The sequence below is a fragment of the Pseudomonas sp. 5Vm1k genome, from assembly GCF_056161485.1.
In genome coordinates, this window is sequence record NZ_JBSPCZ010000004.1 from 485,631 (window position 1) to 511,258 (window position 25,628).

The following is a 25,628-nucleotide window of genomic DNA, read 5'->3' on the forward strand; positions in this document are numbered from 1 at the left end:
CGGAAATGACCACTCATTCAAACCCTGCGTTTGTCGATTCTGCCATGAACAAACTGGCCGATTACTTTGATGATCTGGCAAACGGGAAAGTCCAGGTGCCCAGGCAGCCTGTGACAACGAGAATACGCGAGCGTATCCAGGACGATGATGTAAGGGCCTACCATGACTTGCTGGTGGCGCAGGCAGGACCGCTTTTTTCGCACTTCCTGGCCAGTGTGCCGGGGATTGTGGAAGAGCTTTCGCACGTCGGCGTAGCGCTTGATCGATATACCCGCGAGCGAAGAAAAAAAGACGACCGAAACTTTACCTTGTGGGAAATCGATGCGTTTGACGGCAGTAGTGCAAGAGCCCTGGCGAAGTATTCCAGTGGGGCAATCAGAACGCTGACCAATTCTCCGAACAAGGCCAACCAGCAACATTTCGACGCCCACGCTGACAAGGAAATATCCGGGTTTTATCCCGGGTCATTTCTTAATATCACAGACGATATCGTGGCGGGCTCCTTGGGTTTTGACGCGTCGTTTTGCGGGGTCGACTACCTCTACGAGATGGCGGCATTTCAGTTCTATGGCAGAAACCGGGACGAGCATCTGAAGTTCGTTTCCCGCTTCTTGCGAGAGGATGGCCTCGCTTTCTTTCTGGAAAAATTCAATCAGAGCGACATCGAAGAGTATGAGCGAAGGGAGAGGGTAAAGGACGAACAGCACAAGTCTCATTACTTTTGCGAAGCTCAAATTGCCTGGAAGAAGAACGCCATGCTGTCGCAGATGGAAAACGGTCAAATCCTTTTTGCTGATTTCGTCGACGCGGCATCCCGCTACTTTGCCCATATCTACGTCATCTGGAACGGAACCAATTTCTATGAGTTTGTGGCGTCCAATGACGAAAAAAGCATCAGCAGGTTTATCGAGCTATTAGGCGAACCCTTTATCCCCGTAGGGTTCTGCTTTGAGTCTCCAGTGATCAGAAAACTTTCCCGTCCCTGACACCCATTATTGAGGTAACGAAGTTCATGGACTGGATGGCGCATCTGTCATTGGAACATCATGGAGCCTGCGCTCGTGCACGAACGCTTCTGGATAAGTGGCAGGCCCGCGCCGCTGCAACCGAACAGGCGCGCTGTATTTCACCCCAGACGGTGGAGGAGCTGCTTGCCGAAGGACTGATGCAGTTGGTCGTGCCTGAACGTTATGGCGGGTTGCAGTGCGATTGGCCAACTTTGGTCGAAACTTCCAGAATTGCCGCACGGGTTTGTCCCTCGACCGGCTGGATGATCGGTCTTGTGGGTAGCCATGCGGCGATTGTCGGCAGGCTTCCTTCCATATGCCAGGAGCATGTCTTTGCGGATGGGCCGGGGCAAATCATTGCGACGGCGTCCGTGTCCAAAGATGTCTCGATCCACAAGGTCGACGGTGGCTTTCGCGTGAGTGGCACTTGGCGCTTCAGTTCGGGGATCGATCATGCCGGCTGGGTAATCGTATCAGCCAAGGACCCTCGGGAGGCATCGCTCAACCCTGTGCTGATGTTCACACTCCGCATCGATGCAGTTCGGATCGAGGATGCCTGGCATGTCACTGGAATGTGCGGCACCGGGTCAAAAGACCTTCGGCTCGATGATGTCTTTGTGTCAGATGCTTGGGTGGTCTCGCAGTCCGAGTGTTTCGGGCCCGCACCGGCAGGCACCAGACACAATCCGAACGGCTATCTGTTTGATGTGGCGTTCACTCCGTACCTGGGCAGCCTGCATATAGGTCCGGTGCTCGGCTGTGCGGAGGGCGCCTATGATGAGTGCGTCGCAGCCCTGCGCAATCGCCTGGCCACAGAGGATGGCGTAGTCGCAAAGACCCGGCCATTACAGCTGGAGCGACTTGCGGAAAGCGCGGCGCAGTTGAGTTGTGCCAGGCACCTCTACTATGCGATTGCCTTTTTACTGCATAGCGCCGGCGTGGCAGGCCGGTCGCTGTCGACGCAAGAGTTGGTGACCCTCAAGCGGGATCGAGCTTATCTGGTTCGGTTATGTGTTGAGGCCGTTCAGCGGCTGGTGCAGCAAATGGGGACAGCGGTGATTTTTGAGGCGAGCCCGGTGCAACGGCACTGGCGTGACCTTCAGGTGATGGCGTCCCATTTGGATGTGAATTGGGAGAACGCAATGCTCGCCTATGGTGATTTTGAATTGAATCACCACGAAATATGATCGTGCTACAGATAGGTGATGAGGAGGATGAGGTGTACGCCAATTGCTCGATAATGTTGTCGGCCAGTGCCGTGATTGTCCCTGCCATCGTATTGATGATTGCTTCAAGTGTTTGCCCATCCTCTCGTAAATGATGGGCAGTGCATCGATTTCTTTGGCCGAATACGTCTGTTGCACAGACTCAGATACAGGCACTTTTTACCGGCTCGTCGTAGCGACGCTTTGCCAGTTTAAGGTGCCGATCCGTTTAATCACTTAGAACCCGTAATGCAGGCCTATCATTAATGACTGGGCGCTGTAGTCAGTTCGAACATCGCCTTGGGGCAGGCCTTGAATGTCGCCGAAGTGCGCATCGCGCGTATTGATGTATCGATAATCCAGGGACGTGGACCATTGCTCGGTGAGTTCGAAACTTACCCCGGCTCCAAGTTGATAGGCCGATACGGTGTCGCGGTGAGTGTCGCCGAACTGGACTCCGCCAGCTTCCAAGCCGCTGACCGACAGGGTGGTGTAGCCCAGGCCTGCGCCAATGTAGGGGGTAAACCGACTGAAGGGAGCTGGCAGGTTCAAGAAGTCATACCATAGGTTGGCCATCAGGCTGGTGGCTTCCTCTTTTCCTTTGCCGTCGATGCTCCCGCCGCCTTCATAGACTCGGTTATTGAACTGGGTCAGGGTATTTTTGCGGTAACTGAGTTCTACTTCAGGCCGGAGCCCGACGGGGAATCGCCAGCCCAATGCCAGTCCAGTGGCGTAGCCGGAGTCTAACGGGTGGTCGAACTGCATCTCGACAAAATCGAGGTTGTTCTGGTTAAGGTTTTGCGGGGCAACCCAGTTCAGGCCGCCCAAGACACTGATGTAGGGGCCGAGCGTGTCGGCGGAACTGGACGCGGGGCTGATAAAGCCCATGCCAATGACGCCCATCACGAGATACTGAGTGCTTTTTAGTAGGTTCATGCTCGGTCCGAAGTGTGCCGTTATCGATAAGTAAGTGAAGTGTGCTCAGGCGCGAGCGCTCAACACGCCCGTGCCTGTGATGTTTCATTAGTGCTGCAAATGCGTGCCAGGCTCGTCGAGCACGAGGTTGCTCATCGCGCTCGCTCGTTGTTCCGCCAGAGTGCGCAGGTTGTCCAGTGCGGTGGTCATTGCTGCCGTCAGCATTTTTCGTAACAGCCCGCGGTATAAGAAACTTAAGGGGCCGGAGATCTTCGCGCTGTGGCTGATCTGGGTTTCATGCGGGGAAAGTCTGTGCATCTGGTGATCGAACTCGAGGTCGATCCAAAGCAGTCTTGCCGTGTTCCGATAGCTTTCATGCATCTTCACCGCTTCCAGTTTCAGTGGCATGTTCAGGCCATTCTTGAGGACACACTTGCCCCGCGTTCCAGGCTGGAACGGGCCATCGAGTTCACAATGGCGGACGTCGGTATCCCATAACGGCGCTTCTGAGAAGTTGCTCCAGATCTTCCAGATTTCAGAAGGCGGCGATTTGACTCGGACTTGCACATTTACATCGTTCACGGCGACACCTTTGTTGTGTGGGGCGCTGTCTTGCTGGGGAGTGAGATCAACTCAATACCTCACGCAGCAGGCGCGGATTGACTCAGCACTTGAGCGGTTATATTGGCTTGACCGATTTTTTCACCGCGGTTGAACAGGTCAATGTAGATACGGTTCGTTTTGAAGGGCTGATCCTGCGCGTTAAAACCGGCTTGTGGTGCCAATGACAGCGGGCTGTTCCTGGGGATTGGACGATCCAGAGTGAAACTCAAGGCCAGCAGGTTCATCGGGGTATTGAGTGGAATTCGCAGATAACTGTGGGCAATCTGCATGTAGCACTGGCGGGCAACTTCGAGGAAATAAACCATCGAATAGTGCTCGGGGTCGCCCTCCTGGAAGATGTGTTCATCCGGCAGTTTGAGCGTGTCCACGCTCAAGCCCTGGGCGATACCGCTCATTTCACTGACGATGATGTTTTCTTCTCTGGCCTTGTGCAGCAAAGCCTTGTCGCGGCAGCGAACAGCTGTGAACTCGCCGGCGGGAGATGTCTCGAACGCCGAGTTGTAGGCCATGCCAAGGATGCACGTGCACATCAGCTTTCCGGCCTGCATGACCTTGGCATTGAAGACCTGAGGGTCTTTGCCTTGTTCCAGATGAAGATCAATCGCACCCTGCTTCTGTACGTATTGCTGGAACTTGATGCTCAGGTTTTTGACATAGGCCACTCGGCCGCTCAGTGGGGGCATGGCGAGTTCAATCAGTTGCAACACGCCCTCGAGCAATAAAATGCCGGGGATGTGATCAAGAGGATGGTCGAAGAAGTAAGGGTGCGCCTCATTCACCACGAGCTGGGCGTGCAGTGACTGAGGGCCACGCTGGACGTTGGCGATCACGATATTTTCCGGGCGACGTTGCCAGTGCACGGGGCGTTGGGCCTCAGAGCCGCGGTGCAGGGCGAAAAGGCCCTCCATGGCGCGAGTTCTGACACGCAGCCCCGAGAGCAGGGTGCTGGTCAGCAAATCGCTGAGCCCCAGCACGTCGACGCCATCATGTTGCGGTTCCCTGACCAGACTGACAGGACGGGCAGGCGAGATGACCTTCTGCAATTCTTGGGGCGCCGAGTGGGCGAAACGCAACGTGAAGGGATGCTTGACGGCAGCGGCGGGTTCGGCCGCGGCCGGGCGCCACTCCTGAAGCTTTTCAGTAAATAACCACATCACTGGCTTGCCGGCCTCGCGCACCTCGATCACCGTGTGAGCCGAGGCACTCAACAGCACCGCCAACAGGGTTTCGATGCCACTGGCTTCAGCCAGGAAACCGGTCATTTCTTGCAGTGAGCTGCTTGCATGAGTTGCATCAGGCTGCAGCTCGCAGACTTCAATGTTCTGGTATTGACTCCGCGCTTTGCCCAGCAGTTGGCAAGCCTCTTCCAGCGTGTTCGCGGCATGGACCAAGACTGCCGCGCGGATCACCAGTAAAGGCTTGTCGCTGGAGCTTGGTAGATAGGGGCGCAGAGCAATTACCCCCAACCCTTCGCCTTGCAGTGTCGATGAGTGCCGGGCGCGTTCGATCTCTATTTCGCCACTGATAAAACGCCCCGCACCGAGCAAGAGCGTCGTCACACCTTCCTTGAACCATTGCTGCGATGCCAGCAAGGTTTGCCAGAACAAACCAGGGGTGCCGACCAGTGTTTGATGGAAACCTTTGAAGTCAAAAATTTTCGCCGGGTAGCCGGACAACATGTTCGGCAACATGGTTGCCACGTCCGTCACCTCCACACCCGGCGGCATGCCTTGAGCCTGGGAGTAGAACGTGTGGGCGCCGCTATACGCATTGCTGAAGCGCTCCCCACCCATGTTGCAGCACATGACCATCGCGGTGCCGGGTGAACCGGCCACACCCGGCAGGCGTTGCAGTAAATGATTGATGCGATCGGTGATCAACAGCTTGAACGGATCGACATGGGCCAGATGTTTGGGCCCCATGCCGAAACCGTCGATATCAATGACGCGATCCTGCACCAGGAATTTTCCCAGTAAAGGCTGACCCGCAGAGGCGGCGCAATCAACGAAGCGCCCATAAGGGAAACTGACTGACGGTGCTGCGGACTGATCGAGTTGTTGCTTGAGCGCCTGCAATGAGAAGTGACTGCCGATCGCCGCTTCAGCCTCGACAATGGCAAGGTCCAGCATCAGCACGCCGGGGGCGACCCGGGGGACGGCAGGGCGGTTGTCGGGAATGTATTCATCCACCACCAGATGCGCATTGGCGCCGCCAAAACCAAAGCTGGATATGCCTACCCGGATCGCCGACTGACGATCAGCGAGGGGCTGTACCTGCTCGGTGGCTAACTGCAGGCAGGTCTCATCGACTTTTGCGCTGGGGCGGTAGTCGGGCTGAGGTGGAATACCTTTGTGACGCAATATCATCAGCGCCTTGGCAAGCGAAGCGCCTCCGGCGGCAGCCAGTGGGTGACCAATGACGGATTTGATCGAACCGATCATTATCTTTTTGCCATCTGTGCGATGAGGAGCGAAGAAGCTGTTCAACGAGTCCAGCTCTGTCGCATCACCCAGCGGTGTACCGGTGCCGTGGGTCTCGATGTAGTCCACGTCGCTGGGGTCAAGACCGATATAGGCACGCTGGTAAGCCGTGCACTGAGCCTGTTTGCCAGGTGCAAACACTGAACCTTCGGCGCCGTCGGCTGAAAGTCCCAATGCCCGCAAAACACCCAATGGATGGCGCTTCGCAATCAGGGCCTGCGATACAGGCTCGACCAGAAAGGCGACCGCACATTCGCCCGGCACAATGCCGTCAGCGTCTTGGCCGAACGCCTGCATTTGGGCTCGGGAGGAAAAGGCGGTCAACTGCGAGAACCCCAGAAACAGAGCCGGCGGCAGTACGGTATTCAGGGCCATGACAATCGCGTTATCCGCCTGTCCGCTGTTGACCAGCGCTTGAGCCATATCGATTGCATAGGGGAACGAACTGCAGGCGGTGTCTACTGATAACGCAGGGCCACCCAAGGCAAAAGCCGCCGACAGTTCAGCAACTTGTTCACCCGGCGTGTAACCGCGTGGTGTATCGGCTGTTGCGCAGACTCCAGTGACGAAGTAACTCTCATCACTCCAGGACGTCGCGACCACCAACGCAGTGCGCTCCTTGATCAATACCGAGCCTTGTGCGGCAAGCTGGGTGAGGAGTGTCTGGAGTACTTTCTTGCCGATGGCGACTTGCCGTCCTTCATGGCGTGAAGGGGTCGATGCGTCATCGGCCAGGCAATAAGCACTGTCCAGGTAAGTACGATCCTTTTCCCCTTTCTTTGCTGAATAGATGGACGCCTTATCCAGCTCCCAGCGTGTCAGCATCGAATCGATGGGTGCTACCTGTCCCTGCGAGAGCAAGTGCCAAAGCGCATCCGTTGAGGGTGCCCCGGGAAACTCTCCAGCCATCGCACTGAAGCAAAAATCGCCCTCTGTCGTTACCGCGCCACTCATACCCGTTCTCCTGGTTGTCAAAATGCTGGGTGATCTTTGCGATCACCCGGATTCCATTCCATTTTTTACAGCGGCTCAGCCCAGTCTTGTCAGCAACGACATGGCGTCTTGCGGCGTACGACGCGACATCAGCGCCTCACCGGCAAATTCGCTGACAGGGCACTGTTGCGCCATTGATTGGCAGAGTGTTTCTCGGGCAAAACCGCTGAGCCCCAACTGCGCGAAAGGCGTCTCGATGTCGATCGACTTTGGGGCGTCGGGGATTAGGGGGGACAGGGTGTTTAAAAGCAGATTGCTTATCTGCTCCTGGGGGGTTGTTGTGCTGGTTGGTTGCGTTTCGCGGGGTGTTACTGAGGTCGATTCGGGGGTGGCCAGGGCGGCTTTAATCAATGCGATTGTTTCCTGTGGAAACTTGGCATTGACCAACTCAGTGCTGTTGGCCTTGAGTTGCGGCCACAAAGCGACGATCGCTTCCTGGAAGTCCAATTGCACCAAGGAGTCCAGGCCCAGGCTTTCATAGCTTTGCTTCTGGTCGATCTGGTCAACCGTAAAACCGGTGATATTCGCCAGTTGTTCAAGTACCCATGCTTCGATATCCACGGCAGGCGCCTGTGGATTGGCTTCAAGCCGTGCCAGCAAGACGGTAGGCGAGGGCGCATCAAAGAGCGACGAAGTGAGTTCTTTCTTTTCCGGGAAGTGCTGAGCCAGGGATTCGAAAATATCGACCAGCCCCAGGGAGTCGATGCCCAGACTTTCGAAACTTTGATCGAAGTCGATTTGTTCCTTTTTGAAACCAGTGACCGAACTTATTTCGGCGCGTAACCATTGCCCGTAGCTGAGCGCAGGCGTTTGTTGCGCAACGGGTGTCGATGCCAGCACTACCGGGTTCGAGTGTACGGGCTCCAGGACGGGCAGGCTTCTATTGACGGGGGCTTCAACCCCATTGGCATAAACGCCTTCCAGGACTTGTTGATGAGCGTTGAAGTAATGCGCAGTGACCGTTTCGGCCTGCTCCAGCACACGCATCAATATTGATTCTTTTTCGATATTGGAATCGCAAAGTGAATCAATGATTTTTTCTGAAAGAGAGAAATAGCTATGAGCTATTTTTCCATTGGACACGATGAATTCCTGCACAACATCGTTGAGTTGGGCGCGCATGAGGTTCTCCTAACCAAAGTCGGTATATGTTTTCTATCAACAAGAAATCAAAAGTCGTGGCCCAGGGCTGGGCCTTGTGTCACTCAATGAAGCAAACAGGCAGTAGCCATATAAAGACTTAAAGTTGGAGTTCCACTGCGTCGATCTCGGAAGATGTTGTTTTTCTGGCCCCTTTGAGCAGCCCGGATCTTACGTTCAGATAAGTGAAGAGCGTGATTGCATCCGCCCCCTGGAAAGCGATGTAGCCGTCAGGACGAATCAGCATCAATGTGCCCTCTTTGGCATGGTAGCGCTTGTGCAGCCGCCAATCGGGGTCCAACAACGTTGAGTGCCAGAAAGGCAGCCCGGCGCTACCCAAAGCATCGATAACGCAATAAGCCTTGATGCCTGGGTAATCCTTCTCCACCGACTCGACCAGCGAGTAATAGCTCGGTAGCAAAGGGGAAAACTGATCGGCTGCGCTGAAAATCAGCAGCGTGAAGGTTCCCTGGAACAAGTCGATCAAGCGTTTTGGCGGCAAACCTTGCAGTTGCCACAACTCAACATCGGGAGCCAGTTGACCTGCGCGAGGTGCAGACGTCTGGAATTCGGCTTTCTTCCCTTTTTTGTCCCAATTCATGCGCTGCTTTTTCGTCAGCGATTCTTGAATGTAATCACTTTTGCCGTAGTGGTACTGATGACCGGAAATCATCGTGGGCAACTTGCGTTGAACCTTGCGCCTGTTGCTCAGCAGTGGCAGAACATTGTCGCGCAGCCAAACGAGGGCGCGATGCCTGAGGGTTATCAGTGCGGTCAGTCGGTGCGCCGTGTTCTCGACTTCCAGGGCGACCGGATAGCGTTCTTCGTTGTAGCTTTCCAGCAGTGATTGATCCGCCAGGCCCTGATCGACATAGGCCATTTTCCACGCCAGGTTGTAGGCCTCGGAAACACCCAGGTTCATCCATTGCCCGCCGATCGGGCTACCGATATGAGCCGAATCGCCCACCAGAAACACAGAGCCTTGTTGCAGCGACTGCACGCGACGATGTTGAAAGGAGGCGATGGCGGTCGATGAAATATTGGACAGCGTCATCTTTTGCCCGCGTCCTTCGCACAACCGCTGAAAGTTCTCCAGGCTCAAGGACGGGCGCTCATCTTCTGGCGGCAGGTCGTAGGGCATCTCGATGAACAGTCGATAACGGGATTGGGCGCTGATCGGCGCGACTGCCACATATCCATTCTGCGCACCCAGGAAGAAAGCCCCTTCGTCCTTGCTTCCAGACCACTCGATATCGGCATCGGCCAGCATGAAGAAACGGTCGTAGGACGATCCTTCGAAGGTCATCTCAAGACGTTTTCTAATGTTGCTGCGAGCACCGTCGCACGCGGCCACCCACCGACTGGTAAAGGATTCGTCACTGCCATCCGCATGATGGAGCGTCATTCGCACGGATCCCGGCTGGTTTTCTATATCGACCAGTTCTGTATTCCACTCGACATCCACCCCCAACTTGTTAAGCCGCTCAAGCAGAATCTTTTCTGTCTGCGGCTGTGGCAGGCTGAGGAGCAGGGGATAGGTCGTATCCAGGTAGGAGAAGTTGTAGTTCAGCACCCGTTTGGCGTTCGACTGCACTGAAAACTTGTTGATCGTGAACCCGTCGTTGATGGCCTGATCGGCAACACCCAGATCGCGAAAGATTTCCAGGGTTCTGGAATGGATGGCCATCGCTTTGGTAGCGGTCGAGGGGCCGGCATTCTTTTCAATAATGCGAAAAGAGACGCCCCACTTTTTCAGCATGATTGCCAGGGACAGGCCAATAGGGCCAGCACCGACGATCATGACTGTCGGGGTGTTACCGGGGCCGAAGTGCTTGGGTGCCAACGTGCTCAGAGTGTTCATCTGTTAGTACCAGTTTCTATAGAAGGGAGAGTTGGCAATGCCGAGCAGGGCATCGTCACCTGATGAATCTCCGTAGGCATAAATGTAAAAGTCATCAAGGTTGCTCAAACAGCCTTTCAGCCGTGTGACTTTTTCTCTCTCAACACAGTTGGTACCTGATATCCCGCCGGTCAGTTTGTTCTTCGCAGTCGCCAGGCGGGTGCCGCATACATAGTCAAAGCCTGCTGCTTGTCCCCAGGGAATCAGATAGTTCTCCGGCGAGTTGCTGACCAGTGCCGTGATATGTCCCATGGACTGATGCCATTGCAGCCGGCGCAAGGCCTCGGGCCTGAGCCAGAGCGGTAGCTGTTCGGTAATGAAATACTTGGCATGCTCGCGCTCTTGCTCAACTGACAGACCGCCCAGGTAGCAGGCAATGAACGCCAGGCGCGCCTGCATCAACGGTGTGATGCCTAGAAGCACGCTGAGCATTTTGGGCAGCAGGGGAACGATCCTTAACCAAAACGACTTGGTCCCAACGATAAAACGCATGTAGCGCCAGAACGTATGCCTGTCGGTCAATGTGCCGTCAAAGTCGAAAACGGCCAGTACCGGTTGTGTGCTATTTGCTTGCATGGATCTCTTCCTTGAGAGAGACAATCTCGATGGTTCTGGGCAGTTTGAAGCCTGAGAGGTAGCGCGAGAGCAGGGTGGAGATAGCGCTCTGGGTCAGGTCACCGCTCCCTTCAACGCACAGGTGCAATACGTTGACCTCCTTGTTGTCAGGGACGATGTAAGCCTTTGCACGCACCACGCCAGGATGCTTCAGGGCAATGGATTCGATTTCGGTCAGGTCGACCATTTGCGCTTTAATCTTCGAGATTCGCAGGCGTTGGCAATAGAAGAACACATGTCCATCGTCGTCCCGCCAGACCAGATCCCCCGTGTGTAGCCAGCCATCACGGAAGAACCGGGCATTGGCGTCCGCTGCATCGTTATATCCGTCGATCACCATCGAACCGCGTATCAACAGTTCGCCGATGCGCCCAGGTGCGACGTCTTGACCCTGAGCATCGACGACCCGCAGTTCTACGTTGCGAATCGGTTGCCCCATTGCACCGCGATGGACCTTGCCAATCGAACTCTGGACGATCACTGGCATGCTCTCGGTCAATCCATAGCCTTGCAGCACCGGATTGCACCCCAGCAACCTTCCCAGTTTCTCGGCTTCGTCCGCCGGTAGATGGCTGCCACCTGAATAAATCATCAGTTGTGGGTGCATCGGCAACTGCGCGCCTTTGCGTTTGGTCAATCGCGTATTGAAGTAGCGAATGACGTCGGGTACCAGGCAGGCAAAGGTGACCTGATTCTGGGACAAGATTTCCGCCAGATCCCTATTGAGCAGGGTGTTGGTCATTAACAGAGTAGCGCCCACGCTCAATGGAAAGACCATCATCACGGACAGTCCGAAGATGGCATACAGCGGTAGCGTCACCAGATGAACGGATCCGACGCCTTGAAGATGAAACTGCTCATGCAGCCCATCGCTCGATTGCGTCAGGTCAAGGTAGCGGTGAGAAACGGCCAGAGGTTTACCGGTGCCCCTATACGTGAACTGTACCGAGACGATCGGATTGCCTTCGGGCAGTAACAAAGGTTCGGCCTGTCGAGGAAGCTGTGAATCGGCCGTTGCGTTGTCGGGCAGGGGAGAGGGTAGCTCGCTTGCGGTGTTCAACACCAAGGAGTGATGAACGCCGTAGGCAGGCTGAAATGTCTCGCTATGTTGCTCGAATAGCGTTTCGGTCGTCACGACCAGCGTCGGCCGGGCAATACTGATGACGCTGCTCATTTCGAATGGCGTCAGTTTGTAGTTGAGGATTACCGGAGTCGCCCCACGCCCGATGATCGCCAGATAGTAAGCGATGAACTCCACCCCATTGGGTAGAACAACCGCCACTTTGTCGCCTGGTAATACACCTAGATTTTTGAGTGCACCGTTGCACTCTTCCGCCTTTACTCGCAACTCACGATAGGTGACGGTCTCTTCTTCCGCGTCCAGGTTCCTGATAGCAACGTGGTCTGGGAAAGATTCTGAAAAACCGACGAACCGATGCAGAAAACCTTCTTTATATGAAAGGCTTTTCATTTACCAACCCCTCTCAATCCTTGAAGTAATGGTTAGACAAAAAAAGTAATACAGAGGCAGGCTATATATAAATTATTTCAATTACGCATCTATGTAGTTGTTTTTCCGATACCAGTCCAGGGTGTCGATCAATGTTTCAGTTACGGGGCGAAACTTGCACTCCAGCTCTTTTAGGCTTTTGTTATGGCTGAAATTAGTGCGCCCTTGCTCTTGCTCTATAAGTTTGACGGTTGAGGTGCTGATGAGTACCGGCTTTTTCGTGACTCGAAAATAGGCTTCATACATCAAGGCAATTATTCGCAGCATGAACAGTGGAATTTTTCGCTCCGGGGCTTTTACGCCGCTGACACTGGAGAGTGCCTGGAAAATGCTTTTCATGTTCATATGATTGCCGGCTGCCAGATAACGTTCTCCGGATCTGCCGCGTGTGATTGCTGCGAGTTGATGTTCCGCCACATCCCTGGCGTCTACTACGGAAAAACTTCCAGGCAGTACGCCAGGCAATTTCATTCCGACAAAGTCGAGAAGGAACTGTCCTGATGAGGTCGGGCCGATATCCCCAGGGCCAAACATCCAGCCCGGTAATACCATGGCGATGAACATGTCCGGATGTTGCAATAAAAACCCCTGAATTTTTTGCTCGGACAGTATTTTACTCAAATAGTAATCGTCAGCATCCGATTCACTGCGAGACATCGTCTCATCGATCAGTTGGTCTTTGTTGCCCTTCAATACGGCAATGGATGAAGTATGGATTGCACGACGAATGCCGGCGGCGTAAGCGGCTTGCAATAATCGCTCGGTCCCGGTGACATTGGTGTCATACAGTTTCTGCCAATGTTTTCCACCTTTATAGCTGTCGCGGAAGTAAGCAGCCGTATGAAACAAGGCATCACAGCCTTGCAGAGCGTGGCTGAAGGCATCGACATTGAGCATGTCGCCTTCAACAAATTCGACAGGCAAATTGCCGAACTGCTTCCTGGCTTTTTCTATGGAACGAACCAGTGCTTTTACTTTGATATTTCGCTTTAAAAGCGCATGAACCAAATTATTACCGAGCAGGCCAGTAGCGCCTGTAACAAAGGCATATTCCATTAAAATCGAGCTCCTGTGGGTAACCTGCTGCCGCATTGAGATTGATGTCACTGGTCTCGATGCGCTGATCAGGTGTTGGCTGAACCAACGGCGCAAGTAAAAACCATTCGGTATCTGAAAATCAAGTGGTATTTCGTTGTGCGCGCAAGAGTAATGTCGCTGAACAGGGCTTAAAGCTATTAAAATCAGCGTCTTAGCGATCGATCCACAGTGGGTATTTCACCTGGGGCAGGAGGATTAAGGTGGAAAGAAATTTTTCGCCGCTCGCCGTCTGCCTCTTGGGGGAGCCACAAGACAACCTTGCCGATACGATCGATCGAGTGGGGCGCGCGTCTGGCTGGATACCGAAGTGCCCGAGCGTGCTGGAGCTGACACCTCTTTGTGAGTTGCAAGCGCTTGCAATGCCGGCGCTGCATGTCGATGCAGTGCATCTCGCCGCCTCCGTTTCCATACATGGCATTTACATGGCACTTTTTTAGAGCTTAAATGTAAATTGATTAAGATGGTCTAGTATAAGGTATAGTAGTTAAATTCGTATTTTGTAGTGAATAGCACGCTTGTTGCATTCAGTTACAAGTAGATATTTTTAATTTGGTTAGAGGAGCCGAAGGTGTGATTAAGAAGAGAATGGGTCGTGAAGAAAGTCAGCAAGTAACAAGAGATAAATTGTTCGATACAGCCACTGATCTTATGGTTAGAAAAGGCTTTCACGCCGCCAGTGTAAATTCCATATCTGAGGAAGCCGGTTTTTCAAAGGGAGCATTTTTTTCAAACTTTATAAGCAAGTCAGACTTGCTTCTACAATTAACCCAGAGATTCAAGCGAGTTGAAATCGATCGATTGGGTGTTACTCTGGCTTCAGGATATTCATCAGAAGAATTGGCTCATGGATTGAATTCTTATATTGATACGCTAAAAGATAATGCCAGCTGTGCGATTCTTGATGCTGAGCTGCAACTGATTGCCTTGCGCGATGAAGAGTTTTCAACGCATTACTACTCTCTGCATCAGGAAAATAGTGAAGCCTTGGGCAAGTTGATTACGATTATATTCAGTCATGCCGGCAAGAAGCCTCCTTTGGAATGTGCCATTCTTGCAAAGACATTCACCGCTCTTTCGGAAGGTTTGATACTGCAAGGGCATAAAGATCCGGGTTCTGAAATAAAATTGGTATTGAACTCGCTTATTCAGACAGCGGAGCCCTTGTAGAGTATTTGCCAGTCTTGTGGCATATGCATTATTCACATGTCCGAGGCTCAGATCTCGGACAGAATGTGAGTGGTTCCCCTCTGTATTCCAACAATTTCGGTGCTGTTTCTCTAGCTAGAAGCCTCCATTTATTGTCGTGGTGCGTGGCTGCTTTATACCTCAAGAAATAAATACAAGAACGCTCAGTGAAACACCGAGCGGTCACTCCGGGCAACGGCTCATCACTTCTGAACGAATGCCGTGGATGAATATTTTGTCTTGAGCTCGATCGTGCTGGAGCAGCAAGCTTTTCGCAACGTTAGTGCTGCCAATGGTGGTGTCGATCAGGCTTTTTAGCTTGATCATGAGCTGGTCGGCGCGGCGCCCGACACCCACGAAGCCGTGTATTCGAGCATCGAGTCGCTGAGTTAGCAATCATTAGCCAGGACAGTCTAAGGTAACTCAGGCAGGGCTTTGGTCGCGCAGCAACTAACTATCAGTTCACGTATAAGTTGCTGCCCGACCTAATACTTCTAGAACCATGTCTCCATTTGCACACCCAATTGCCACTCTCCGCCGGACTTGAAGCCTTTCTGACCAAAATCGTCTGTTGCGCTGAAGTTATCCAAGTCCCTGGACCAGTTCATGTAGGTGGCGAATAGACGCAGTTCCGGGCGAATGAAAAAGTCACCGGTCTGGGCCTTGAAGGTCGGGGCGAAGGTGAGTTTCCAATAGTCGCCCTTAGCTGCCTGGCGGCCATCGTAGCCCAGTGCATTGAGGTTCATGGTCTGCCAGCTCAGCTCATATTGCATTTCGAAGTTACTGGTCAGTTCGTTGGCCAGGCGCACGTTGAGCGTCGTGTAGCGATAGTCGTCGCCGGGGACGTAACGATTCTTGCTCTGCTCGGCTATCAAGGCCGGTGCGATGCGCCAGTCCTGATTCAGGCGAGTATGGCCATAGAGCGCCAGGCGCAATGTCTGAGCCTGGTCCAGCAAGTCGCCGTCGGCACCAATGCTGTTGACCTCCGCCCCTAGCCCTTGGCCATACAGCAGCGCCGCCTTGAAGTAGCCTTCTTGACCAAAAAAATCGGGTCGGTGGTAGGCGAGCATGCCATGGCCGCCACTCGTAGCAGGGCTGAATCCGGACTTGTTCACCCGAGTATCCCTGGCGAGTTCCTGCCTGCTCTTGTCGTTCAGGCTGGCATCGTTCTGCCCTGAAGAAATGCCATTGAGCATGACCTGCCAGCGGCCCTCGTCGAAAAATTGATTGAGGGTCGCGACATAACTGCGAATGTCCTTGTTTTCCTCGGTGCCGAAGTCACCGTAGGAACGGCTCATCAACGATGCATTGATGCGCCAGTCTTCGGTCAGGTGCACGTCGTAGATACCCCCGCCAGTCCCGGCCAGGAACACTATCCCCCTGTCGAGCCAATGGATATCGTAATTGTCCCGATCAAAGCGCTTGCCCGCCCACAGAGTGGCATCGCGCAGCAGGGGGCTGTCTTGAAAGGATGCAAGGTGACCAAGTTCGGCGTAGGCCTGGCGCACATTGAGCGCACTTTGCGCCGCGGTCCAGTCGTTGGGCGTCTCCAGACCGTCGGCGAGCATCAGCGTGTACTTGGAGCGTGTTCCGTTGGCGGCCTGGTTCTCCTTGGTGAACTTGGCTTCCATGTAGGTATCGACTTCATTGCCCAAACGGCCAACCGCGCCACCTACGGAGCCGGCGGGGGTCACGTAAGGGCCGCCGCGACCGGCACCTGATTTGTTGCTCATGATCCCGGAGCGGGCATAGCCGCCGAAGGTGAAGCCATCGCTCAAGTGCTCGGTCGGAGTAGCCGCAGAGTTGGTCGCCGGAGGAGGGCTTTGGAGGGACTGTTGATTGGCTTCTACCCGCGCAACGCGTTGGTCGAGGGCAGTTTGTGCAGGCGTCGGCAGCCTGCCGGTGATTTGCTGGTTGAGGTGTTCGACTTCCTCGCGCAATCGCGCTGCGTCGGCTTCGGCCATCGAGGCTCTGGCTTCGGCGGAGGAGGTCCTGGCTTCAAGTCTGGCAAGACGCTCTTCGATGCTTTGCGCCGGCGCGGCGAACAGTTGCGTGGAAAGAACCAGCAAAGAAAAGCCAGCCAAAGGCCGGCAAACTTCAGAACGCATAAATAACCCTCTTGTTTTTGTATTCGGGTACCGCAAACACCTTTCGAACGTATCCCGGGCTCCAGTCGGGCTGGGGCTTCTGCTGGATCGTCCAGCGCGATATCTACGCCTTTTGCATTGCGCTCCACTTGACAGAGAACCGTTTGGGGATGCGTAATACGGCGTGATGTTAACGTTAACTTAAATAAAAACAAGAGGGTCGTCACATGCAGCTTGCCGTCAAACGTGAGTACTGGCTTATCAGTGGTTTGTTGTTTTTCTTCTTCTTTTCGTGGTCGTCCAGCTATTCGCTGTTCTCGATCTGGCTTCATCGAGTCATCGGCCTGAATGGCACGCAAACCGGATTTATTTTCGCAGCCAACGCTATTGCGGCACTGCTGATTCAACCGTTCTATGGCGCGCTTCAAGACCGACTTGGGCTGTCCAAAAAACTTCTGGTGTGGATTGGCATCCTGCTCTGTGCCGCCGCCCCGTTTGCGATTTATGTATATGCCAGTCTGCTGGCGCAGAACGTGGTGTTGGGCGCCGTGGTCGGCGCGGCTTTCCTGGCGCTTGCAATGCTCGCGGGAGTGGGCGTGATCGAGTCATATACGGAGAGGTTGTCACGTCATGCGGGCTTTGAGTTCGGGACTACCAGAATGTGGGGTTCGCTGGGCTGGGCCAGCGCGACGGGCGTCGTTGGCGTGGTTTTCAACATTGACCCGGACATCGCGTTCTACATGAGCAGCGCAGCCGGCGTCGTGTTCTTGCTAATCCTGTTTCGACTGGATTTGAGCAGGTTCAATCAATCCGGCGTGCAAACCGGCGAGGAAGCAGCGCCACCCGTGCGCCTACACGATCTTTGGACATTACTGACACTGCCGCGTTTCTGGGCATTCAGCTTGTATCTGACCGGTGTGTGTGGGATCTACATGATCTACGAACAACAGTTCCCCGTGTATTTCTCCTCTTTTTTCCCGACCCCGGAGGAGGGCACCCGAGCCTATGGCTACCTGAATTCATCCCAGGTACTCGTCGAGGCGGTATTGATGCTATTCGCCCCCTGGGTGGTCAGCCGCACGGGTGCCAAATACGGATTGATCCTGGCCGGCAGCATCATGTTCGTGCGTATTCTTGGCTCCGGGCTGGCAACGGAGGCCTGGACCATCGCTGCCTGCAAGATGTTGCACGCTTTGGAAGTGCCAATCCTGCTGGTCTCGATATTCAAATACATTTCGTTCAACTTCGATTCCAGGTTGTCCGCCTCTATCTATCTGGTGGGATTCCAATTCGCCCAGCAATTGACCGCGATGCTGCTGTCGCCGCTCGTGGGCTACGGTTACGACCATTTCGGTTTCTCAAGCGTTTACGTGCTGATGGCTGGCCTGGTCGGTGGTTGCCTGCTGCTGTCATGGAAGCTGTTGCGCACGGACCCCGTCCGAAAACCCTCCCAATCCAAGGTTGCCGAATCGCTGGAACTCCCTGCCATTGCTCAATCTGCCACTCGTTACGAACCCTAGAAAGGATCAAGCCATGCACGCTGCACTGCTGGACGAAGCGCATCGCGCCATCGAAACAACGCTACCCGGACGCGGTAACGACTATCGTCTCGGTTATCACCTGTCACCGCCGGCGGGCTGGATGAATGACCCGAATGGACTGGTCTTTTTTCGTGGTGAATACCATGTGTTCTACCAGCATCATCCTTACTCTGCGCAGTGGGGGCCGATGTACTGGGGGCATGCCAAGAGCCGCGACCTGGTGCATTGGGAGCATCTGCCCATAGCACTGGCCCCCAGCGATTCCTATGACCGTGACGGGTGTTTTTCAGGATCGGCGGTGGTCGCGGACGATACGCTTTATCTGATCTATACCGGGCACACCTGGTTGGGGAAACCGGGCGATGACCAGAACATTCACCAGGTCCAATGCTTGGCCAGCAGTACGGATGGCATTACTTTTACCAAGCACGGGCCGGTGATCGAAACACCGCCCGATCCGGAGATCATGCATTTTCGCGACCCAAAAGTCTGGCAGCGAGGCGGGCAGTGGTGGATGGCGCTTGGCGCTCGTCAAGGCGACGCCCCGCAACTCCTGCTCTATCGCTCCGAGGACCTGTATCACTGGGAGTATCTGAGCTGTGCCCTGCAAGGTCAGCGTGAGCCGGACGGCTACATGTGGGAATGCCCGGATCTGTTCGAACTGGATAGCTGCGACGTTTTTCTCCATTCACCACAAGGCCTGAAACCCAGTGGCTACGACAACTGGAACAAGTTCCAGAACAGCTATCGAATGGGCCTACTAGACGACACCGGATGCTTCAGTGAATGCGGTAAGCTGCGCGAACTTGATCACGGTCACGATTTTTATGCCGCGCAAACCCTGCTGGCGCCGGACGGGCGCCGCCTGTTGTGGGCGTGGATGGATATGTGGGACAGCCCGATGCCGAGTCAGGCGCAACACTGGTGTGGCGCGCTGTCGTTGCCCCGCGAGCTGAGCCGCGACGGCGAATGGCTGCGCATGCGTCCGGCCCGGGAGTTGGCAGCGCTAAGGACGTCACGACGGACACTGCAGATCGGTGCGGTCGAGTCCCGGAGCCATACACTTGATGTACGTGGTGCCCTGCTAGAGTTTGAGCTTGAACTGGATCTGGCCGGCAGCAACGCTGAGCGCTTTGGCTTGGCGCTGCGCTGCAGCGAAGACCAGCAGGAGCGGACATTGTTGTATTTCGATGCCATGGCCCGCCGACTGGTTCTCGACCGGCAAAACTCGGGAGCGGGCGTGAGCGGTGTTCGCAGCGTCCCGGTGACTGTGGAGCAAACGCGGATAGCCCTGCGGATTTTTCTCGATCGCTCCTCCATCGAGGTGTTCGTCGACGACGGCGCCTACAGCCTTACCAGCCGGATTTATCCACGGCCCGAAAGCGTCCAGGTCAGCGCTTTCGCAGTCAATGGGGTAGGGGTGTTCGGGGAAACTTCTGTCTGGAACCTCGCCGATCTCCAACTCTGAATACACCTGAAGTGCCATTCATGCAGTCTGCTGCCAGGCATCGTGTTGTCATGCTTTTATCAAGCATGACATGATGCCCGGCCAGACAAGCAAGGGCACCCGCGAATGGCTTCAGTTAAAGATGTCGCACGGCTGGCGGGGGTTTCCTTCATGACCGTTTCCAGGGCACTCAACACTCCGGAAAAGCTGAACCAGGAAACCCTGGCGAAAGTTCGTCAAGCGGTCGAGGCCTTGGGCTATGTCCCCAGCCTTTCTGCTCGCAAGATCCGTGGCGGTCACTCCAGTGGCAAGACCATTGGCGTCTTCGCGCTGGATACCGCGACAACCCCCTTCGCCGTGGAAATGCTCCTTTCAATGGAGCGCACGGCACGAGAAAACGGCTGGAACGTTTTCATCCTCAACGTGTTCGAAGCGCCGCCGAGTCAGCAGACCATCGACCTGATGCTGTCCCATCAACCCGACGGGATCATTTTCAGCGCCATGCAGTTACGCACTGTGGAGATCCCTGCGGTGCTGCGCACCCTGCCGCTGGTGCTGAGTAATTGCGTGAGTTCAGAACCCGGTGTGGCCTGTTACGTGCCCGACGACGCGGACGGTCAGTATCAGGCCGTGCGACAGGTGCTGAAACGAGGCTATCGGCATCCGTTGTGCATCAACTTGCCGCAAACCAGCCTGGCCTGGGAGCAGCGCCAGCTGGGATTGCGTCGTGCCCTCACAGAGGCCGGGATGTCCGCGGACGATGTTCCTCAATACAACCTGTCGACTGATGACGCCTATCAGGAAACGATTGGAGTGCTGGAGAACCAATTGCGGGGGTTAGAAGGAAGACCGGGATTCGATCTGCTTATTTGTGGTAACGACCGCATCGCTTTGGTCGCCTATCAATTTTTACTCAGTCGCGGCTTGCGTATTCCGGCCGAGGTGGCGGTTCTGGGGTACGACAATATGATCGGTGTTGCCGAGTTGTTCTATCCACCGCTGAGTACGGTGCAATTGCCGTATTACGAGATGGGGCGTCGCGCTGCCGAGTATGTGATTGAAGGCAGGAACGAAACCACGATTCACAGGGTTGCATGCCCCCTGGTTGAGCGTGAGTCCTGTTAACGACGATGTTGCATGGCTTCTTCGCAATAGATGCGCGCTCCAGACGATGGCCCGCACAATTCGGTAGTCGTCCGAGCGCCTTCACTCCTCACCCGATCTGTAGCGGACCGACAAAGTGCACGCCCAAACGCGCACCTTGATCAGTACTTACTCGACACTTCTGTCGTTATGGCTAGAGACGAATTGCCGAAAGCGTTCGGTTGGCAGGCCTTCGAACAGTTCTGCTGGCGTACCCTGGGCGTCGATCAGGCCACCGTGCATGAACACCACCCGATTTGATACGTGCCGGGCAAAGCCCATCTCGTGCGTGACTACAAGCATGGTGCGGCCTTCTTCGGCCAGAGAGCGCATCACCCGCAACACCTCTCCAACGAGTTCAGGGTCAAGTGCCGAGGTCGGTTCGTCGAACAACATGACTTGTGGATTCATCGCCAGTGCGCGCGCTATCGCTACGCGCTGCTGCTGTCCGCCGGACAAGTGCGCGGGGTAATAGTCGCGGCGATCGTACAGGCCGACCTTGTGCAACAGGGCGTCAGCTTCCTCGATACATTCGGCACGGGAGCGTTTGAGAACCCGCATCGGGCCCTCAATGATATTTTGCAGCACCGTCATGTGCGACCAGAGGTTGAAGCTTTGGAATACCATTCCCAGGCAGCTACGCATGCGTTCAACCTGGCGGCCGTTGCTCGGGGTCTGGCGGCCGTCGGCATGCTGCTTCATTTCGATCACTTCACCATTGACGCTAATGATGCCTTGATCGGGCGTTTCCAGAAGGTTGATGCAACGCAGGAAGGTACTTTTTCCGGATCCACTGGCGCCGAGGATCGAGATCACATCGCCCTTGTGGGCTTCCAGGGAAATGCCCTTGAGGACATGTGCGCTGCCGAAGGACTTCTGAATGTTAGTTACCGACAAGGCTGAAGCGGGCTGAGTGCTCATGGCATGCTCCGTATCAAATCAAGAATGGGTAGGCAGCGAAGGGCTGGCTTTTTTGATGGCGTCGACTGGCCGCTCACGCAAGTGCGGCGAGAGGCGATACTCGAGCCAGGCGACAGCACGTACGACCAGGAAATTCAGCACCAGGTAGATCAAGGCCGCGCAAATGAAAACTTCCATCGTGCGATAGGTGCGCTGGATGATCTGTTGCGCGACGCCAGTGACGTCCCAGACAGTCACCAGGCTGGCCAGCGCCGTAGACTTGACCAGCAAAATGGCCTCGGTGGAGTAGGCCGGCAAGGCCTGGCGCAGGGTAACCGGCGCAATGATCCGGCGTAGCAGTTCCCAGGGCGACATGCCCACGGCCTTGCCCGCCTCAATCTGCCCCTGAGGCACGCTGAGCAGCCCGCCGCGAATGATTTCGGCGGTGTAACCGGCGGTACACAAGGCCAGTGAAACCACCGCGCAGCCATAAGGCGACCGAAGCAGTACCCAGGCGAAGCTGTCGCGAATGGCCGGGAACTGGCCCAGCCCGTAGTAAATCAGGAACATTTGAATCAGCAGCGGCGTACCGCGAAACAACATGATGTAGAACCGCGCTGGGTAGCTGAAAAACCACCAGCGGCTGACCCGCAGGCTGACAATGCCGACAGACAAGGTCAGGCCGATCACCAATGAGCTGAAAAACAGCGTCAGCGTGGTGGGCAGTGCGGCCAGCAGCTTGAGCATGGTGTCCGCGAGGAACGGAAAATCGATCATAAGTGTCGCTCCCGACTCGAACTAGACTGGGCTGCGCTGCCGCGTACGGCGCACACGAGCTTCAGCTATATGGAAAAGCCGACCGGACAGGCCAGTGAGAATGAGGTACACAGCACCCCCGATAATGTAGAACGTGAAATATTGACGAGTGGATCCGGCCGCGACCTGACTGGCACGCATCAACTCCACCAAACCGATGACTGAAATCAGTGCGGAGTCTTTCAGGCTCATTTGCCAGACGTTGCCCAGTCCGGGCAGCGCGAATCGCAGTACCTGAGGTACCAGAATCCGTTTGAAGCGCATCGCTCGGGTCATGCCGATGGCCAGCCCTGCTTCCAGTTCGCCTTTGGACACTGCGAGAAAAGCACCTCGGTAGACTTCGGCTTGATAGGAGCCGGAAATCAGCCCGACCGCCAACGCCCCGACCAGAAAAGGCGGCACGTCGATATAGCCTTCACCGCCGAACCAGTGGCCAACCGCTGTTACCACACTGGCTCCACCAAAGTAGAACAGGTAGATCACCAGCAACTCGGGGATCCCCCTGAACAGTATCGAATACAGATCCCCCAGCCAGCGCAAACCGCGCTGACGGGATAGCTTGGCAGCAGCGACCAGGCTGCCAAATACCGCCCCCACCAGCAGGGCTGCCAGGGTCAATATCACGGTCATGCCCGCTGCCTTGAGCAGCGCCATTCCCCAGCCTGAGTCACCGAAACTGAGTAGCTGCAAGAGGTTCATAGAGGGTCCCACTTATGAAAAGGGTTAAGCAGCCCGGCAACCTTCACGGTGCCGGGCCATTCAGAATCATTGCTTAGGGGTAAGGTCTGCCTTGAACCACTTCTCGCTCAGTGTCTTGATCGTACCGTCAGCCATGGCTTCCTTGAGGGCTGCGTCGAACTTGGCTTTCAGATCAGTGTCTTTCTGACGGAAGCCCAGCGCTTCGCCTTCACCCCAGATCGGGCCTTTGATGACCGGACCGGTGAAGACCAGCGGTTTGTTCTCAGGCTTGTCCATGACCGAGTTGAAGAAGGTCACGTCATCGAACGCTACGTCGATACGGCCGGCAAGCAAATCAAGAATGGCTTCGGCTGAGCTGCCGTACTCACGAATGGTCGCCACATCCTTGAAGTTCTGATCAATGAATGAGGTGTAAATCGTGCCCGAGGCGATACCAATGGTTTTACCCTTGAGTGCCTTGCGCTGCTCTTCAACGCCGGCGCGTACTTCCTTGGCATCGGTGCCCAGGGTGATGGCGGCGTCGGCACCAGTTTTGCCCGGCAACAGATCGGCTTTGAGCGCGACGAAACTGGCCGGTGTCTGGGCGTAAGGCGTCGAGAAGGCCATGACCTTCTGGCGTTCCTCGTTGATGACAATGGCGTCCATCAGCACGTCGAATTTACCGGCATTGAGACTGGCGATCATCCCGTCCCAGTTCTGTACGACGATGTTGCACTTGAGCTTCATGCGCGGACAGATGACATCCATCAGCTCCGGTTCGAAGCCGCCGATTTTTCCACCTGGGAGCGTCAGGTTCCAGGGTTCATAGGCGCCCTCGGTCGCAATATTCACCGAGGTCCATTCTTTGGCCTGCAGTGCCGGAGCACAGGCCAGAACCGTTGCACTGAGCACTACAGAACCCAACCAGCTTGATTTCTTCGACATCTTGATACTTCCTGCCTAATCAATGGAGTGTTGCGAACTGATCCGGCTCAGGCCGAATCTCCAATGCTTGTCCGCACAATGGTTCTTGTGCGGACAAGACAAAACCATAAAAGCCAACCGTCATTTAAGCCGGTTAATTCGCACCCATAATGGTTTCAGCCTGAACAGCTGTCCCAGCTCCATGTGCCCCTGGTCGACCGATCAACCGGTGATCATCGGCAGGTTCAGGCCCTGTTCCTTGGCGCAGTCGATCGCGATCTGGTAACCCGCATCGGCGTGACGCATAACACCGGTCGCCGGGTCGTTGTGCAGGACGCGAGCGATACGTTCGGCCGCTTCGTCCGTACCGTCGCAGACAATCACCATGCCCGAGTGCTGGGAGAAGCCCATGCCGACGCCGCCGCCGTGGTGCAGGGAAACCCAGGTCGCGCCGCTCGCGGTGTTGAGCAGGGCGTTGAGCAGTGGCCAGTCGGACACAGCGTCGGAACCGTCCTGCATCGACTCGGTTTCGCGGTTCGGGCTGGCGACCGAACCGGAGTCCAGGTGGTCGCGACCGATCACGATTGGCGCGGACAATTCACCGCTGCGCACCATTTCGTTGAACGCCAGGCCGAGCTTGGCGCGCAGACCCAGGCCAACCCAGCAGATACGTGCCGGCAGACCCTGGAAGCTGATGCGCTCGCGGGCCATGTCCAGCCAGTTGTGCAGGTGGGCGTCGTCCGGGATCAGCTCTTTGACTTTGGCGTCGGTCTTGTAGATATCTTCAGCGTTACCCGACAGTGCAGCCCAACGGAATGGACCGATGCCACGGCAGAACAGCGGACGGATGTAAGCCGGTACGAAGCCTGGGAAATCGAATGCGTTTTCCACGCCTTCTTCCTGGGCCATCTGACGGATGTTGTTGCCGTAGTCGAAAGTCGGAATGCCCATCTTCTGGAATTCGAGCATCGCTTTAACGTGCACGGCCATGGATTGCTTGGCGGCTTTGACGACAGCAGCAGGCTCGGTCTTGGCGCGAGCGCGGTACTCTTCCCAGGTCCAGCCGGCCGGCAGGTAACCGTTGAGCGGGTCGTGGGCGCTGGTCTGGTCGGTGACCATGTCCGGGCGTACGCCGCGCTTGACCAGTTCCGGCAGGATTTCCGCCGCGTTGCCCAGCAGGGCGATGGAGATTGCCTTGCCTTCTTTAGTGTATTTCTCGATGCGGGCCAGGGCGTCGTCGAGGTCGGTGGCTTGCTCATCGACATAACGGCTGTTCAGGCGGAAATCGATGCTCACCTGCTGGCATTCGATGTTCAGCGAGCAAGCGCCGGCCAATGTAGCGGCCAGAGGCTGAGCGCCGCCCATGCCGCCGAGGCCGGCGGTCAGAACCCAACGACCTTTGAGGTCATCGTTGTAGTGT

The 25,628-nt window shown here is 55.5% G+C and carries 22 protein-coding genes; 7 read left to right on the plus strand and 15 right to left on the minus strand.

All coding sequences use genetic code 11. The features are described 5' to 3' along the window. The first annotated feature begins 5 nt into the window (after window positions 1-5). Both ACWIKB_RS11310 and ACWIKB_RS11315 read left to right on the plus strand, forming a co-directional pair. Window positions 6-986, plus strand: a complete 981-nt coding sequence (locus ACWIKB_RS11310) for a class I SAM-dependent methyltransferase (protein WP_475266816.1) — start codon at window positions 6-8, stop codon at window positions 984-986. Window positions 987-1,012: 26 nt separating this feature from the next. Next, window positions 1,013-2,194: an acyl-CoA dehydrogenase family protein gene (locus ACWIKB_RS11315; protein WP_475266817.1), complete on the plus strand. Its 1,182-nt coding sequence runs from the start codon at window positions 1,013-1,015 to the stop codon at window positions 2,192-2,194. 255 nt (window positions 2,195-2,449) lie between these two features. Here ACWIKB_RS11315 and ACWIKB_RS11320 read toward each other — a convergent pair whose 3' ends face one another. From ACWIKB_RS11320 to ACWIKB_RS11355, 8 genes are all read right to left on the minus strand, one after another. Continuing rightward, window positions 2,450-3,148 (minus strand): outer membrane protein, encoded by a 699-nt coding sequence (locus tag ACWIKB_RS11320; protein ID WP_475266818.1) that lies wholly within the window; start codon window positions 3,146-3,148, stop codon window positions 2,450-2,452. A gap of 87 nt (window positions 3,149-3,235) precedes the next feature. Continuing rightward, window positions 3,236-3,709 carry an SRPBCC family protein gene (locus ACWIKB_RS11325; protein ID WP_475266819.1) on the minus strand — a complete coding sequence of 158 codons (474 nt, stop codon included), beginning with the start codon at window positions 3,707-3,709 and terminating at the stop codon, window positions 3,236-3,238. A 59-nt stretch (window positions 3,710-3,768) separates the two neighbouring features. Beyond that, complete coding sequence (locus tag ACWIKB_RS11330) at window positions 3,769-7,185, minus strand: beta-ketoacyl synthase N-terminal-like domain-containing protein (RefSeq protein ID WP_475266820.1); 3,417 nt, start codon at window positions 7,183-7,185, stop codon at window positions 3,769-3,771. 75 nt (window positions 7,186-7,260) lie between these two features. Then, complete coding sequence (locus ACWIKB_RS11335) at window positions 7,261-8,346, minus strand: acyl carrier protein (protein WP_475266822.1); 1,086 nt, start codon at window positions 8,344-8,346, stop codon at window positions 7,261-7,263. Between the two features lie 118 nt (window positions 8,347-8,464). Beyond that, window positions 8,465-10,225, minus strand: coding sequence for an FAD-dependent monooxygenase (locus ACWIKB_RS11340; RefSeq protein ID WP_475266823.1), 1,761 nt, complete (start codon window positions 10,223-10,225; stop codon window positions 8,465-8,467). A gap of 3 nt (window positions 10,226-10,228) precedes the next feature. Continuing rightward, complete coding sequence (locus ACWIKB_RS11345) at window positions 10,229-10,840, minus strand: HAD-IB family hydrolase (protein WP_475266824.1); 612 nt, start codon at window positions 10,838-10,840, stop codon at window positions 10,229-10,231. Then, window positions 10,827-12,350 (minus strand): class I adenylate-forming enzyme family protein, encoded by a 1,524-nt coding sequence (locus ACWIKB_RS11350; RefSeq protein ID WP_475266825.1) that lies wholly within the window; start codon window positions 12,348-12,350, stop codon window positions 10,827-10,829. Before ACWIKB_RS11350 ends, ACWIKB_RS11345 begins: the two co-directional genes overlap by 14 nt. A gap of 81 nt (window positions 12,351-12,431) precedes the next feature. Next, the gene (locus tag ACWIKB_RS11355) at window positions 12,432-13,445 is read right to left on the minus strand and encodes an SDR family oxidoreductase (protein WP_475266826.1); all 1,014 of its coding nucleotides are present in this window, start codon (window positions 13,443-13,445) and stop codon (window positions 12,432-12,434) included. Between the two features lie 242 nt (window positions 13,446-13,687). Between ACWIKB_RS11355 and ACWIKB_RS11360 the strand changes: the two genes are divergently transcribed. Continuing rightward, a complete protein-coding gene (locus tag ACWIKB_RS11360; RefSeq protein ID WP_475266828.1) occupies window positions 13,688-13,924 on the plus strand; it encodes a hypothetical protein in 237 nt (78 codons plus the stop codon). Between the two features lie 133 nt (window positions 13,925-14,057). Further along, the gene (locus ACWIKB_RS11365) at window positions 14,058-14,654 is read left to right on the plus strand and encodes a TetR/AcrR family transcriptional regulator (RefSeq protein ID WP_475266829.1); all 597 of its coding nucleotides are present in this window, start codon (window positions 14,058-14,060) and stop codon (window positions 14,652-14,654) included. 201 nt (window positions 14,655-14,855) lie between these two features. On the opposite strand, the gene ACWIKB_RS11370 is transcribed toward ACWIKB_RS11365, so the two are convergent. Beyond that, window positions 14,856-14,999, minus strand: a complete 144-nt coding sequence (locus ACWIKB_RS11370; protein WP_475266830.1) for a hypothetical protein — start codon at window positions 14,997-14,999, stop codon at window positions 14,856-14,858. A gap of 167 nt (window positions 15,000-15,166) precedes the next feature. Then, entirely contained in the window at window positions 15,167-16,780 is a 1,614-nt protein-coding gene (locus ACWIKB_RS11375) for a carbohydrate porin (protein WP_475266831.1), read from the minus strand. A 206-nt stretch (window positions 16,781-16,986) separates the two neighbouring features. Between ACWIKB_RS11375 and ACWIKB_RS11380 the strand changes: the two genes are divergently transcribed. The 3 genes from ACWIKB_RS11380 to ACWIKB_RS11390 all read left to right on the plus strand — a co-directional run bounded on the left by ACWIKB_RS11380 (window position 16,987) and on the right by ACWIKB_RS11390 (window position 20,872). After that, the gene (locus ACWIKB_RS11380; RefSeq protein ID WP_475266832.1) at window positions 16,987-18,279 is read left to right on the plus strand and encodes an oligosaccharide MFS transporter; all 1,293 of its coding nucleotides are present in this window, start codon (window positions 16,987-16,989) and stop codon (window positions 18,277-18,279) included. Between the two features lie 13 nt (window positions 18,280-18,292). Next, window positions 18,293-19,768, plus strand: coding sequence for a glycoside hydrolase family 32 protein (locus tag ACWIKB_RS11385; protein WP_475266834.1), 1,476 nt, complete (start codon window positions 18,293-18,295; stop codon window positions 19,766-19,768). 105 nt (window positions 19,769-19,873) lie between these two features. Beyond that, a complete protein-coding gene (locus ACWIKB_RS11390; protein WP_475266836.1) occupies window positions 19,874-20,872 on the plus strand; it encodes a LacI family DNA-binding transcriptional regulator in 999 nt (332 codons plus the stop codon). Between the two features lie 147 nt (window positions 20,873-21,019). Here the strand turns inward: ACWIKB_RS11390 and ACWIKB_RS11395 are convergent, their stop codons facing one another. From ACWIKB_RS11395 to hutU, 5 genes are all read right to left on the minus strand, one after another. Further along, complete coding sequence (locus ACWIKB_RS11395) at window positions 21,020-21,811, minus strand: ABC transporter ATP-binding protein (protein ID WP_475266838.1); 792 nt, start codon at window positions 21,809-21,811, stop codon at window positions 21,020-21,022. Between the two features lie 18 nt (window positions 21,812-21,829). Then, a complete protein-coding gene (locus tag ACWIKB_RS11400) occupies window positions 21,830-22,567 on the minus strand; it encodes an ABC transporter permease (protein WP_475266840.1) in 738 nt (245 codons plus the stop codon). 21 nt (window positions 22,568-22,588) lie between these two features. Beyond that, window positions 22,589-23,305, minus strand: coding sequence for an ABC transporter permease (locus ACWIKB_RS11405; RefSeq protein ID WP_475266842.1), 717 nt, complete (start codon window positions 23,303-23,305; stop codon window positions 22,589-22,591). 66 nt (window positions 23,306-23,371) lie between these two features. Further along, window positions 23,372-24,229, minus strand: a complete 858-nt coding sequence (locus ACWIKB_RS11410) for a transporter substrate-binding domain-containing protein (RefSeq protein ID WP_475266844.1) — start codon at window positions 24,227-24,229, stop codon at window positions 23,372-23,374. 201 nt (window positions 24,230-24,430) lie between these two features. Next, a partial coding sequence (gene hutU / locus ACWIKB_RS11415) for a urocanate hydratase (RefSeq protein ID WP_475266846.1) occupies window positions 24,431-25,628 on the minus strand: 1,198 nt, incomplete at its 5' end.

Coding starts and splice junctions, on each gene's coding strand:
- ACWIKB_RS11310 (WP_475266816.1), top strand. CDS start 6: ATGACCACTCATTCAAACCCTGCGTTTGTCGATTCTGCCATGAACAAA.
- ACWIKB_RS11315 (WP_475266817.1), top strand. CDS start 1,013: ATGGACTGGATGGCGCATCTGTCATTGGAACATCATGGAGCCTGCGCT.
- ACWIKB_RS11320 (WP_475266818.1), bottom strand. CDS start 3,148: ATGAACCTACTAAAAAGCACTCAGTATCTCGTGATGGGCGTCATTGGC.
- ACWIKB_RS11330 (WP_475266820.1), bottom strand. CDS start 7,185: ATGAGTGGCGCGGTAACGACAGAGGGCGATTTTTGCTTCAGTGCGATG.
- ACWIKB_RS11335 (WP_475266822.1), bottom strand. CDS start 8,346: ATGCGCGCCCAACTCAACGATGTTGTGCAGGAATTCATCGTGTCCAAT.
- ACWIKB_RS11340 (WP_475266823.1), bottom strand. CDS start 10,225: ATGAACACTCTGAGCACGTTGGCACCCAAGCACTTCGGCCCCGGTAAC.
- ACWIKB_RS11345 (WP_475266824.1), bottom strand. CDS start 10,840: ATGCAAGCAAATAGCACACAACCGGTACTGGCCGTTTTCGACTTTGAC.
- ACWIKB_RS11350 (WP_475266825.1), bottom strand. CDS start 12,350: ATGAAAAGCCTTTCATATAAAGAAGGTTTTCTGCATCGGTTCGTCGGT.
- ACWIKB_RS11355 (WP_475266826.1), bottom strand. CDS start 13,445: ATGGAATATGCCTTTGTTACAGGCGCTACTGGCCTGCTCGGTAATAAT.
- ACWIKB_RS11370 (WP_475266830.1), bottom strand. CDS start 14,999: ATGATCAAGCTAAAAAGCCTGATCGACACCACCATTGGCAGCACTAAC.
- ACWIKB_RS11375 (WP_475266831.1), bottom strand. CDS start 16,780: ATGCGTTCTGAAGTTTGCCGGCCTTTGGCTGGCTTTTCTTTGCTGGTT.
- ACWIKB_RS11380 (WP_475266832.1), top strand. CDS start 16,987: ATGCAGCTTGCCGTCAAACGTGAGTACTGGCTTATCAGTGGTTTGTTG.
- ACWIKB_RS11385 (WP_475266834.1), top strand. CDS start 18,293: ATGCACGCTGCACTGCTGGACGAAGCGCATCGCGCCATCGAAACAACG.
- ACWIKB_RS11390 (WP_475266836.1), top strand. CDS start 19,874: ATGGCTTCAGTTAAAGATGTCGCACGGCTGGCGGGGGTTTCCTTCATG.
- ACWIKB_RS11395 (WP_475266838.1), bottom strand. CDS start 21,811: ATGAGCACTCAGCCCGCTTCAGCCTTGTCGGTAACTAACATTCAGAAG.
- ACWIKB_RS11400 (WP_475266840.1), bottom strand. CDS start 22,567: ATGATCGATTTTCCGTTCCTCGCGGACACCATGCTCAAGCTGCTGGCC.
- ACWIKB_RS11405 (WP_475266842.1), bottom strand. CDS start 23,305: ATGAACCTCTTGCAGCTACTCAGTTTCGGTGACTCAGGCTGGGGAATG.
- ACWIKB_RS11410 (WP_475266844.1), bottom strand. CDS start 24,229: ATGTCGAAGAAATCAAGCTGGTTGGGTTCTGTAGTGCTCAGTGCAACG.